The organism is Nocardioides soli (genome assembly GCF_014191495.1).
Lineage (GTDB): Bacteria > Actinomycetota > Actinomycetes > Propionibacteriales > Nocardioidaceae > Nocardioides > Nocardioides soli.
The window spans coordinates 324230-336470 of record NZ_JACHWR010000003.1 but is presented as its reverse complement, the minus strand read 5'-3'; the positions used below and the strand labels follow the sequence as shown (position 1 = coordinate 336470).

Here is a 12241-nt window from a genome sequence, read left to right as displayed (position 1 = left end):
GCTCACCCGTAGGGATGAAACTCCGCGCGGGCGAGGCGCCCGGAGCGTCAGGCCTCGTACGCCGGGAGGGTGAACCGGAACACCGAGCCCTGGCCGGCCGGGTTGGGCACCGCCTGGATCGTTCCGCCGTGGCGGATCACGATCCGCCGCACGATCGAGAGCCCGAGGCCGCTGCCTTCGTACTCGCGGTAGTGCGCCCGGTGGAACTCGTCGAAGACCTTCTCCCGGTCCTGCTCCGGAATGCCGATGCCGTGGTCGACCACCTCGACGGTGACCAGGCGGGCATCGCTGCGACAGCCCTGGACGACGATCTTGGGCTCCTCGCCCGGCGCGACGTACTTGATCGCGTTGCCGATCAGGTTGTCGAGCACCTGTCGGACCAGGACCGGGTCCGCGAGCACCGGCGGCACCGGCTCGGCGCTCACCTGGCCGCTCGCGTGCCGGGCGGCGGCGACCTCGGTCGCCAGCGCGGTCACCTCGACCCGGCTGACGTCCAGGTCGCGAGAGCTGCTGGTCGCATGGGCCAGGAGGTCACGGATCAGCTCTCGCATCCGCCGCGACGAGGACCGCACGCGGGAGACGAACTCGCGAGCGAGCTGGGTGTCCAGCTCACCGGCGTCCAGCTCGTCGGCGATCATCTCGGTCCATCCGTCGATGGCGGCCAGCGGGTTGCGCAGGTCGTGCGCGACCACGCCCGCGAACGCCGCGAGCTCCTCGCGGTGGGCGTGCTCGGTCGTCGTGTCGCGCAGCAGCAGCAGTGCACGCGCCCGGTGCTGCACCTCGTCGCGGGGCAGCGGGATCGCCGAGATCGTCAGCACCCGCTCGCCGACGTCCGCGACCCGGACCAGGACCAGCTCGGACTCGACGGTCTCGCCGCGCAGCGCACGGGAGGTCGGGCGCTCGTCCTCGGCCAGCTCCTGACCGTCGAGGGTCCAGCTGCTCAGCGCGAACTGGGACTCGGTGTCGAGCTCGTCGCCCAGGCCCAGGATCCGGGCGGCGGCCGGGTTGTGCACCAGCAGGTCGCCGGCCTCGTCGACGACCAGGACCCCCTCGATCATGGAGCCGATCACGGCCGCGCGCATGCTCACCTCGTATCCCGCCTCCTCCTGCGCCTGACGCAGGTCGGTGGCGAGCGCCTGGCGCTCGTCGCGACCGGTGGCGATCGCCAGACCGGTGAGGGCGATCGTGGCGACGTAGAACTGGGCGATCATGAAACCGAGGTCGGTGTCGGCGACGTTCGCGAACGGGCCGATGTCGTTGAGCGTCAGCAGGCCCGTCACCAGGCCCACGACGCAGGAGTGCGCGGCGCTCAGCAGCGTCGAGAAGCGGGCGCCGAACCACACGCTGGCCGCGAGCAGCGGGAAGGCCAGCGGCAGCTCGACCAGGCTGAAGGCCAGCCCGTACGTCGTGATCGTGAAGAGCACGGCGACCAGGAGCTCGAGCTGCCCCCCGTCCGCTCCGCGCAGCGACGGCCGCGGGGGCGGGCTGGTGACCCGGTAGCCGATCAGGATGGCGAGGGCGACCACGACCAGCGCGCTCGCGAAGTTGCGGCCGGTCCAGAGCCCGCTCGCGACGGGGTCGAAGCTGCCGTTCACGCCGGGCAGGAGGACGACCGCGGCGGTGGCCAGCGTCGTACCGATGAGCGTCGCGACGCCCAGCGCGGCGCCCAGCCGGGCGACGTCGCGCGGTCGGGCGATCGGGCGGTCCCCGCCGCACCCCCACAGGTCGCCGCACCAGCGCCGCAGGAGCATGACCGCGGCCCAGGACTGCGCGAAGTTCGCCACCGCGAAGGCCGCCGCCAGCTCGGTCTCGCCGCCGGCGACCAGGTTGGCGGCGAAGGCGGCCGCGAGCAGCAGGACGCTGTCGATCGACACCACGGTGGCGCCGCGGACCATCAGCCAGACGATCGGGAGTCCGCCCGCCGGCCACAGCCCGTTGAACCCCGACCCGAAGAGCTCGATCCGGTGCGTGATCAGCGCCGAGCACGTGAAGAGCAGGGCGAAGCCGACAGCTGCAGCGAGGCCCACGTATGCACGCGGCCTCGTTCGGACGTTCGGCGTTGCGCCGACCCCAGGGCCCCCACCCACGCTCAGAAGGCTAGCCGGAGCGAGCCGTCGTCGCGGGAATCTCGGGAATTGGACGGGGGCAGCCTCAGGCGTCGTCGGTCGCGAAGTCCTCGTTGTGGGTGCCCGGGCGCGGCGCCCACGGCAGCTCCCGCGCCGGGCGTACGACGACGAGACGGTCGCCCCGGGCCAGCTGGGTGACGACCGGGTCGAAGTACCGGTAGACCTTCTCGTCGCGGACCACGGCGATCACCTGGTCGGGCAGCGTCTGCGGCTGCTTGCCCACCTCGGAGACGATCAGCTCGCGCTCGGCGACCTCGAGGCCCTCGCCGTAGGTGAGCAGGTCCTCCATGACCGTGCCCAGCGTCGGCGACAGCGAGGACAGGCCGAGCAGCCGGCCGACGGCGTCCGACGAGGTGATCACGGAGTTGGCGCCGGACTGGCGCATCAGCGGGACGTTCGCCTGCTCGCGCACCGCGGCGACGATCCACACCTCGGGGTTGAGCTGGCGCACGGTGAGCGTGGCGAGGACGTTGGAGTCGTCGCGGTTGGTCGTGATGATCACCTGCTCGGCCTCGCTGACACCGGCACGGCGCAGCACCTCGCGGCGGGTGGCGTCCCCGGTGACGACCGCCAGCCCGTCGGCGTGCGCATCCTGCAGCGCCTCGGCCCCGGGGTCGACCACGACGATCGACTCCCGGTCCAGGCCGTTGTTGACCAGGGTGTCGACCGCGGCACGGCCCTTGGTGCCGTAGCCGATGACGACCACGTGGGATGTCATGCGCTTCCTCCAGCGGGCGGCTCGGAACATCTCGCGGCCCTGCGAGGCGAGCACCTCGAGGGTGGTGCCGATCAGCAGGACCAGGAAGGCGATGCGGAGCGGGGTGACGACGAACGCGTTGATCATGCGGGCGTGTGCCTCCGCCGGGGTGATGTCGCCGTACCCGGTCGTGCTCAGCGTGACGGTCGTGTAGTAGATCGAGTCGACCAGGTCGACCTCGCCGGTCGGGTCGTTGCCGTCGACGTAGGCGTGCCGGTCGAGGTAGACGATCAACACCGTGCCGACGAGGATCGCCACCGCCATCAGCAGCCGTCGACCGAGCTCCCACCACGGCGAGCGGGTGCTCGCCGGCAGGGACAGCTTCCCCAGGCTGTGGCCCTGGGTGATGTCGCTGGAGTCGTCGGCCACGGCGCTGAATCTAGTCCGTGTCGGGTCGCGAGCCGATGCGACGCAGCCGTTGCACGAGCTCCGATCTCGCGAGCATGGTCGAGGACTGCGGGAAGACGCTGTCGAACGCCGCGTTGACGGCCGCGCCGATCAGCACCGCGATCGAGACCAGGTAGAGCCACAGCAGCACCGCGATCGGCGCCGCCAGCGGCCCGTAGATCGAGCGCGAGTCGGCCGCGGTGACCGTGAGGAACCAGCGCAACAGGTAGGAGCCGACGATCCAGCAGAACAGCGTGAACGTCGCGCCCGGCAGGTTGAAGCTCCAGTTGGTCCGCACGGGGACGGACACGTGGTAGAGCGTCGCGAGGAAGCAGATGCTGATCAGCACGACGACCGGCCAGTAGAAGGCCATCAGGAAGTCGAGGCGCTGGGGCAGCCAGTGCTCGACCAGATCGGGGCCGGCGACCACGAGCGGCACCATGAAGACGGCCAGCACCATCGCCAGCACGTAGAGCACGAAGGACAGCGCACGGGCCCGGACGATCCCGCGGTGCCCACCGAGCCCGTGCATGATCGTGATGGTGTCGACGAAGACGTGCAGGGCCCGTGAGCCCGACCACAGCGCGAGCACGAAGCCGAGCGAGATGACGTCGAAGCGGCCGCCCTCGAGCACGTCGTCGATCGTCGGCTCGATGATCTTGTGCACCGCGCCCTGGGTCAGGGCCTGCTCGGACAGGTCGATGACCGCGGCCCGCACGTCGGCGACCTGGGCCGGGCTGAACTGGTCGGTGACGAAGCCGATCGCGCCCGCCATCGCGAAGATGAGCGGCGGCACCGAGAGCACGGCGAAGAAGGCCGCCTCCGCGGCCAGGCCGGTCACCCGGTAGCGCAGACACGACCCCACCGTGGCGACGACGAGGCGCCAGACCACGGCGCGGGCCCGCCGCAGCCGATCGGCGACCGCGGCGCCGACGGACGGCTCCGGGGTGCCCGAGGACGCGCGCTGCTGCGTCTGGGCACGCTCCGCGGGGGGCATGGACCTACCGTAGACACATGGGTTCCGACATCCGGGTAGCCACGAACCAGGCGCCGCCGCTGGTTGGTCACAACATCGTCACGGGCGATGCCTCGCTGGTCGAGGCCGTCACCCGCCACGCGGACGCCGGGGTGGTCGACGACCTGGCCCCGATCGGCGCGCTGGCCGGCACGGCCGAGGCGCGGGAGCACGGGATGCTCGCGAACGAGTTCCACCCGCGGCTCACGCCGTACGACCGCTACGGCCACCGGATCGACGAGGTGGAGTTCCACCCGTCGTGGCACTGGCTGATGGACCGGGCGGTCTCCCAGGGCCTCGCGGCGGCGGCATGGGAGTCGGATGAGCCGCACGCGCACGTGCGCCGGGCGGCGGGCTTCATGGCGTGGTCGCACACCGAGCCCGGCCACGGCTGCCCCGTCTCGATGACGTACGCCGCCGTGCCGGCTCTGCGCGCCGACGACGCGATCGCGAAGGAGTGGACGCCACTGCTGGCGTCGCTGCGCTACGACCCCGGCGTCCGGCTCGCCTCCGAGAAGCTCGGCGCCCTGGCCGGGATGGGCATGACCGAGAAGCAGGGCGGCTCCGACGTCCGCGCCAACGTCACCGAGGCGCGGCGTACCTCCGTGGAGGGCGAGTACACCCTGCACGGCCACAAATGGTTCACCTCGGCCCCGATGAACGACGTCTTCCTCGTGCTCGCCCAGGCACCGGGTGGCGTGACCTGCTTCGTCGTGCCCCGGGTCCTCCCCGACGGTAGCCGCAACCGGCTCGACGTCGTCCGCCTCAAGGACAAGCTCGGCAACCGGTCGAACGCGTCGTCGGAGCTCGAGTTCGACGGCACCGTCGCCCGGCGGCTCGGCGACGAGGGCCGCGGGGTCCGCACGATCATCGAGATGGTCGCGGCGACCCGGCTCGACTGCGTGCTCGGCTCGACCTCGCTGATGCGGCGCGCGGTCAACGAGGCCACCTGGCATGCCGGACACCGGTCGGCGTTCGGGGGCCTGCTGATCGAGAAGCCGCTGATGCAGAACGTGCTGGCCGACCTCGCGGTCGAGGCCGAGGCCGCGACCGCGCTGGCGATCCGGCTCGCGGCCGCCGTCGACGGCCTCCAGGACCCGCACGAGGCGGCGCTGCGCCGCATCGCGCTGCCGCTGTCGAAGTTCTGGGTCTGCAAGCGCACGCCCGCCCTGGTGGCCGAGGCGCTGGAGTGCCTCGGCGGCAACGGGTACGTCGAGGAGTCCGGCCTGCCGCTGCTCTACCGCGAGGCGCCGCTGAACTCGGTCTGGGAGGGCTCCGGCAACGTCAACGCGCTCGACGTGCTGCGGGCGCTGGGTCGCGAGCCCGAGGTGCTCGACGCCTGGATCACCGAGGTCGGCCGGGCCCGCGGCGGCGACGCCCGGCTCGACCGCGCCGTCGAGGACACGCTGGCCCTGATCGGCTCGCTCCTGGGCGAGCCCACCTCGCTCGAGGTCAACGCCCGACGGCTGGCGATGCGGATGGCGCTGTGCCTGCAGGGCTCGCTGCTGGTCCGCTACGCCCCCGCCGCGGTCGCCGACGTCTTCTGCGCATCGCGGCTGGGCACGGCGTACGACGGCGTCTTCGGCACCCTCGACGGCGGCGACCTGCGGGCGATCGTGGAGCGCGCGACGCCGGTGGTGTGAGGCCCCGCTGGAATAGTCCGTCACGTTTCGGTTGCCCCGATGGCTCCATCGGGAGAACCTCACCCTTGGACGACCTCGGCGACCGGTGAGCGATCGGCGACGAGACCGTCGTGGAGGCGACCGGACCGCAGGTTTCCGCCTCACCAACGCCGCGAGCTGGGGCTGAGTCGTCAGCCCCGCAACGTCGCGAGCTCGAAAGCGATCTCGAGCGGGGTGTCGACCGCCACTCGTTCGCCCTCGCCCCAGGACCCGAGTTCGGCGTACACGTCTCCGCCGGCAGGCAGCGTCATCGCCGTCAGCCGCAGCTCAGGGTCGGTCTCGACGATCCAGTAGCCGGGGATACCGGCCCGTGCGTACTGCGCCCGCTTCGTGATGTGGTCGGTGGTCACCGAGGACGGCGACACCACCTCGACGACCAGCAGCGCGTCGCCCGGCCCGATCGACGGTGCAGTCATCGCGTCGAGCCCCTCGCGCAACACCAGGGTGTCGGGGATCCGGTAGTTCACGGCCGAGAACGTGACCCCGCCCCCGGCGAGCACGCGTGCATGCCCGAAACGGCCAGCCAGCAGGACGAGCAGCCCGGAGCCGATCACCTCGTGCCGGGGGGACGGTGCCGGGCTCACGACGAGTGCACCGTCGACGATCTCGTACCAGCCCTCCTCCGGGAGGTCGTCCACCGTCCAGGGCCCCGCGTGGGGGAACAACTGGGACATGACTCACCTCCAACCCGAGTGTCACACGCGTCCAGAGCACCGGTCCATGCTGGCGACATCGTCGCCAGCATGGACCCGACGCGAGCGAGGCCTGTGGAGAATCCCGTCAGGCAAGGTCGAAGGCCACGCGGGGTAGCTCGCTTCGCTCGCTACGAGAGGTTCAGACCTGGGTAGAGCGGGTGCTTGTCGAGCAGGTCGGCCGCGGCGCCCTTGACCTTGTCGGCCACGCCGTCGCCGAGTGCGTACGACGCCTTCGACGGCTTGCCGTCCTTGGTGGTGCCGGGCTGGGTGTTCTGGAGCACCTGGACGATCAGGTCGGCGACGGCGTCGAACTCGTCGTGACCGAAGCCACGCGTGGTCAGCGCCGGGGTGCCGAGGCGGATGCCGGAGGTGTACCAGGCCCCGTTGGGGTCCTGGGGCACCGAGTTGCGGTTGGTGACGACGCCCGCGTCGAGCAGCGCCGACTCGGCCTGGCGGCCGGTGAGGCCGAACGACGACACGTCGAGCAGCACGATGTGGTTGTCGGTGCCGCCGGTGACCAGCGTGGCGTCACGGGTCAGGAAGCCCTCGGCGAGCGACTTGGCGTTGTCGGCCACCTGCTGGGCGTAGGTCTGGAACGACGGCTGACGCGCCTCGGCCAGCGCGACCGCCTTCGCGGCCATCACGTGCGAGAGCGGCCCGCCGAGCACCATCGGGCAGCCGCGGTCGACGTCGGCGGCGTACTCCTCCTGCGCCAGCACCATGCCACCGCGCGGGCCACGCAGGGACTTGTGGGTGGTCGTGGTGGTGATGTGGGCGTGCGGCACCGGGTCCTCGTCGCCGGTGAACACCTTGCCGGCGACCAGGCCGGCGAAGTGCGCCATGTCGACCATCAGCGTCGCGCCGACCTCGTCGGCGATCTCGCGCATCTTGGCGAAGTTCACCCGGCGCGGGTACGCCGAGTAGCCGGCCACCAGCACGAGCGGCTTGAACTCGCGCGCCTTCGCGGCGACGGCGTCGTAGTCGAGCAGCCCGGTCTCGGGGTCGGTGCCGTACTGCTGCTGGTGGAACATCTTGCCGCTGATGTTCGGGCGGAAGCCGTGGGTGAGGTGCCCACCGGCGTCGAGCGACATGCCGAGCAGGCGCTGGTTGCCGAGCTCGTGGCGCAGCCGCTCCCAGTCCTCCTCGGTGAGCTCGTTGACGTTCTTGGCGCCGAGCTTGGCCAGCGCGGGCGTCTCGACGCGGTGGGCCAGGATCGACCAGAAGGCCACCAGGTTCGCGTCGATGCCGGAGTGCGGCTGGGCATAGGCGTACGGCGCGCCGAAGAGCTCGCGCGCGTGCTCGGCCGCGAGGGCCTCGACGGTGTCGACGTTCTGGCAGCCGGCGTAGAACCGGTGGCCGACCGTGCCCTCGGCGTACTTGTCGCTGAGCCAGGTGCCCATGGTGAGCAGCACGGCGGGCGAGGCGTAGTTCTCGCTCGCGATCAGCTTGAGCGAACCTCGCTGGTCGGTGAGCTCCTGCCGGGTCGCGTCGGCGATCCGCGGCTCGACCGAGGCGATCACCTCGAGGGCCTGCTGGTACGCGCTGCTGGTCAGGGCGGAGGTCCGGTCGTCACTCATGGCCGAAGCCTAGATGCGTCGGGCCCTCCGGATCGAGAAGGATTGCGAGCGTGGCCGGCGCGATGTGACGTGGGACGCACCCGCGGTCCCGCTGCCACGGGAGGCAACCCCGGTGCGTATCAGATTCTGGACTCCCGTCTCGAAACATGAGATTTCGACTTGTGGGATGAGCGTCCGGACCGTGAGACTCCGGGACATGATCTCTGCTGCCACGCACGCCTACCTCGTGGTTCGACGCCACGTGGACTTCGGGCGCACGCGCAGCATGATGTGTTGGCATTCCTGACCAGCCGCCCACCAGCAGCCCCGCGCAGCTGACCTCACCGGACGTCCGGAGCCCCGACGACGTGGCCCGCCCGGTTCGAGTGTCGCTCGCCATCCTCGTCAAGGAACGCCCCGATGACCGATCTCCGCTACACCGCCAGCCGCCCCGAGCACACCGAGATCCCCCGCCCCAAGCGCGGCGAGGGCCAGTGGGCGCTCGGCTACAGCGAGCCGCTGAACAAGAACGAGCAGTCCAAGAAGGACGACAACCCGCTCAACGTCCGCGATCGGATCCTCTACACGTACTCCAAGCGCGGCTTCGACTCGATCGATCCGGCCGACCTGCGCGGGCGGTTCCGGTGGATGGGCCTCTACACCCAGCGCCGGCCGGGGATCGACGGCGGCAAGACCGCGGTGCTCGGCGAGGAGCAGCTCGACGACCGCTACTTCATGATGCGGGTCCGCTCGGACGGCAAGCTGCTGAGCGCCGACGCGCTGCGCACGCTGGGCGGCATCTCGACCGACTTCGCCCGCGACACCGCCGACATCACCGACCGGCAGAACATCCAGTACCACTGGATCGACATCGTCGACGTGCCCGAGATCTGGGACCGGCTCGCGGCCGTCGGCCTCGACACGCTCGAGGCGTGCGGCGACTGCCCTCGTGGCTTCCTCGGCTCCCCCGTGGCCGGCGTCGCGAAGGACGAGCTGATCGACGGCACGCCCGCGCTCGAGGAGATCCGCCGCCGCTACATCGGCAACCCCGACTACGCGAACCTGCCGCGCAAGTTCAAGACCTCGATCTCCGGCCACCCCAGCCTCGACGGCGCACCGGAGATCAACGACGTCTCCTTCGTCGGCACCGTGCACCCCGAGCTCGGCCCGGGCTTCGACCTGTGGGTCGGCGGTGGCCTCTCCACCAACCCGATGCTGGCCCAGCGGATGGGCGTGTGGATCCCGGTCGACGAGGTCGCCGACGCCTGGGAGGGCGTCATCGGCATCTTCCGCGACTACGGATACCGGCGCCTGCGGTCGCGGGCGCGCCTGAAGTTCCTGGTCGCCGACTGGGGCGTCGAGAAGTTCCGCGAGGTCCTCGAGAACGAGTACCTCGGCAAGCGGCTGGTCAGCAGCCCGTCGCCCGAGTACGCCACCCGCAACGGCGACCACATCGGCGTGCACGAGCAGAAGGACGGCAACTTCTACATCGGCGCCACCCCGACGGTCGGCCGCATCAACGGCGCCGCCCTCACCGAGCTGGGCAACCTCGTGGAGCGGTACGGCGCCGCCGGCGCGCGGTTCACGGCGTACCAGAAGGTCGTCGTGCTCGGCGTGGCCCCGGACCGCGTCGACGCGCTGGTGGCCGACCTCGACGCGATCGGCTTCTCTGCGCGGCCGTCGACCTGGCGCCGGTCGACGATGGCGTGCACCGGCATCGAGTTCTGCAAGCTCGCGATCGTCGACACCAAGCAGCGCGCCATCGACCTGGTCGATGAGCTGGAGCGGCGCTTCCCGGACCTGGACACGCCGATCAGCGTCAACGTGAACGGCTGCCCCAACGCCTGCGCCCGCACCCAGATCGCCGACATCGGCCTCAAGGGGCAGCTCGTCCTGCACGAAGGCGAGCAGGTCGAGGGCTTCCAGGTGCACCTCGGCGGCGGCATCGGACTGCACAACACGATCGGGAAGAAGCTCCGCGCCCACAAGGTCACCAGCGCGGGCCTGGACGACTACGTCACCGCGATCGTGACGAACTACCTGGCCGACCGGTCGGACGCCACGGAGAGCTTCGCGCAGTGGGTGGTCCGGGCCGACGAGGAGCTGCTGCGCGGCGAGAAGGCACTGGCGGCGGTCGCACCATGAGAACACCCCACCAGAACACTCGCTTCGCTCGGTTCCGGCGGGGACCCCGACATGACTGAGCGCGCCGTCCCCTTCCACTGCCCGTACTGCGGGGAGGAGGACCTGCGCCCGCACGAGGTCGTCTCCGAGACCGGCGAGGTCTCCTCACCGCACGGCACCTGGGAGTGCCGCGGCTGCCTGCGCGCCTTCCGGCTGACCATGCTCGGGCTCGTCGACCCCTCCGGCTCTCGCGGGGGCGCGTCATGACGGCCGCGACCACGATCACCGCGCGCAACAACCGCGGGACCACGACCGACGGGCGCACCCCGGAGGAGCTGCGCGAGCTGGTGTCCCATTGGGGCGCCGAGCTCGAGCTGGCCCCGGCGGAGCACATCATCGAGTGGGCGGTCGCGACGTTCGGCGGGCGCTTCTGCGTGACCTCCTCGATGGCCGACGCCGTGCTCGCCGACATCACCTCGAAGGTCGCTCCGGGCGTCGATGTGGTCTTCCTCGACACGGGCTACCACTTCGTCGAGACCATCGGCACCCGCGACGCGGTCCAGGCGACGCTGCCGGTCAACCTGCTCACGATCACCCCCGTGCAGTCGGTCGCCGAGCAGGACGCGGCGTACGGCAAGGACCTGTACAAGACCGACCCCGACCTGTGCTGCAAGCTCCGCAAGGTACAGCCGCTGGCCGACGCCCTCGCCGGGTACGACGCCTGGGCGACGGGGCTGCGCCGCGCCGAGACGCACAACCGGGTGATCGCGCCGGTGATCGGCTGGGACGCCAAGAAGCAGAAGGTCAAGGTCTCCCCCCTGGCCCGGTGGAGCGACGAGCAGGTGGACCGCTACATCGCCGAGAACGGCGTCCTGGTGAACCCGCTCGCGTACGACGGCTACCCCTCGATCGGATGCTGGCCCTGCACGCGCCGCGTCGCGCCGGGCGAGGACCCGCGCAGCGGCCGCTGGGCCGGCACCAACAAGACCGAGTGCGGGATCCACTCATGATTTCGAGACGGTCGCAGAACGACCTCCTCGATCCGAGGATCCCCACTCCGCAGGCCGGCAGCGTGGCCGTCCCTGCACTCGACAGGCAGATCCCTGCATCATCACGCACAGACAAGGAGGCAGTGCGATGACTGCTCCTGCTCTGGTGGCCCTGGCTCACGGAAGCCGTGACCCGCGGTCCGCCGCCACGATCAAGGCACTCGTCGACGAGGTCAAGGCGATGCGCCCGGACCTCAAGGTGGAGCCGGCGTTCCTCGAGCTCTCCCGACCGTCCTTCCAGACGGTCGTGGACCGCCTGGTGAAGGCCGGTCACGAGGAGATCGTGGTGGTGCCACTGCTGCTCACCCAGGCCTACCACGCCAAGGTCGACGTGCCCGGTGCGATCGCCGAGGCCAGCGCCCGGCACGAGGGCGTGAAGTTCCACGCCACCTCGATCCTCGGCCTCGAGGCGCAGTTCCTCGAGGTGCTCGACGTCCGGATGCGCGAGGCGCTCAAGGCGTCGCGGGTGCGCGAGCTCGACGCGCTGGTGCTCGCCGCGGCCGGCTCCAGCGACCCGCTCGCCAACCAGGCGGTCGCCCGCCTGGCGCGGGTCTGGGGCACGCGGCACAAGCTGCCGGTGACCGCGGCGTTCGCCTCGGCCGCCCCGCCGGCCGCCGGCGAGGCCGTGCGCGCCTTCCGCGCCGAGGGACGCCGCCACGTCGCCGTGGCCTCGCTGTTCCTCGCGCCCGGCTTCCTGCCGGACCGGGCCGCCGAGCTCGCCCTCGAGGCCGGCGCGGTCGCCGTGTCCGAGCCGCTGGGCGCCCACCCGGAGCTGGCCCGCACCATCCTGGCCCGGTACGCCGTCGGCGCGGTCGAGCTCGTCCCGGTCTGACCCCACCGCCGCGAGCCG

Annotated in this window: 10 protein-coding genes; 5 read left to right on the top strand and 5 right to left on the bottom strand. The window is 71.2% G+C overall.

All coding sequences use genetic code 11. The features are described from left to right. Positions 1 to 47: 47 nt before the first annotated feature. The 3 genes from FHU40_RS29705 to FHU40_RS20450 form a co-directional block, all read right to left on the bottom strand. Positions 48 to 2027: an ATP-binding protein gene (locus FHU40_RS29705; RefSeq protein ID WP_183594204.1), complete on the bottom strand. Its 1980-nt coding sequence runs from the start codon at positions 2025 to 2027 to the stop codon at positions 48 to 50. A 124-nt stretch (positions 2028 to 2151) separates the two neighbouring features. Then, positions 2152 to 3252: a potassium channel family protein gene (locus tag FHU40_RS20455; protein ID WP_183594203.1), complete on the bottom strand. Its 1101-nt coding sequence runs from the start codon at positions 3250 to 3252 to the stop codon at positions 2152 to 2154. Between the two features lie 10 nt (positions 3253 to 3262). Next, on the bottom strand, positions 3263 to 4267 hold the full coding sequence (locus FHU40_RS20450; RefSeq protein ID WP_183594202.1) for a YihY/virulence factor BrkB family protein: 1005 nt from the start codon (positions 4265 to 4267) through the stop codon (positions 3263 to 3265). 17 nt (positions 4268 to 4284) lie between these two features. On the opposite strand from FHU40_RS20450, the gene FHU40_RS20445 reads away from it, so the two are divergent. Then, entirely contained in the window at positions 4285 to 5928 is a 1644-nt protein-coding gene (locus FHU40_RS20445; protein ID WP_183594201.1) for an acyl-CoA dehydrogenase family protein, read from the top strand. A gap of 170 nt (positions 5929 to 6098) precedes the next feature. Here the strand turns inward: FHU40_RS20445 and FHU40_RS20440 are convergent, their stop codons facing one another. Together FHU40_RS20440 and FHU40_RS20435 are read right to left on the bottom strand one after the other, a co-directional pair. Next, positions 6099 to 6641 carry a Uma2 family endonuclease gene (locus FHU40_RS20440; RefSeq protein WP_183594200.1) on the bottom strand — a complete coding sequence of 181 codons (543 nt, stop codon included), beginning with the start codon at positions 6639 to 6641 and terminating at the stop codon, positions 6099 to 6101. A gap of 149 nt (positions 6642 to 6790) precedes the next feature. Beyond that, entirely contained in the window at positions 6791 to 8239 is a 1449-nt protein-coding gene (locus FHU40_RS20435) for a glycine hydroxymethyltransferase (protein WP_183594199.1), read from the bottom strand. A gap of 399 nt (positions 8240 to 8638) precedes the next feature. On the opposite strand from FHU40_RS20435, the gene FHU40_RS20430 reads away from it, so the two are divergent. The 4 genes from FHU40_RS20430 to FHU40_RS20415 all read left to right on the top strand — a co-directional run bounded on the left by FHU40_RS20430 (position 8639) and on the right by FHU40_RS20415 (position 12223). Further along, positions 8639 to 10363 (top strand): nitrite/sulfite reductase, encoded by a 1725-nt coding sequence (locus FHU40_RS20430; protein WP_183594198.1) that lies wholly within the window; start codon positions 8639 to 8641, stop codon positions 10361 to 10363. A 51-nt stretch (positions 10364 to 10414) separates the two neighbouring features. Then, positions 10415 to 10609, top strand: coding sequence for a hypothetical protein (locus FHU40_RS20425; RefSeq protein ID WP_183594197.1), 195 nt, complete (start codon positions 10415 to 10417; stop codon positions 10607 to 10609). Then, positions 10606 to 11352, top strand: a complete 747-nt coding sequence (locus FHU40_RS20420; RefSeq protein ID WP_183594196.1) for a phosphoadenylyl-sulfate reductase — start codon at positions 10606 to 10608, stop codon at positions 11350 to 11352. Before FHU40_RS20425 ends, FHU40_RS20420 begins: the two co-directional genes overlap by 4 nt. Positions 11353 to 11479: 127 nt before the next feature. Beyond that, on the top strand, positions 11480 to 12223 hold the full coding sequence (locus FHU40_RS20415) for a sirohydrochlorin chelatase (RefSeq protein WP_183594195.1): 744 nt from the start codon (positions 11480 to 11482) through the stop codon (positions 12221 to 12223). Positions 12224 to 12241: the final 18 nt, after the last annotated feature.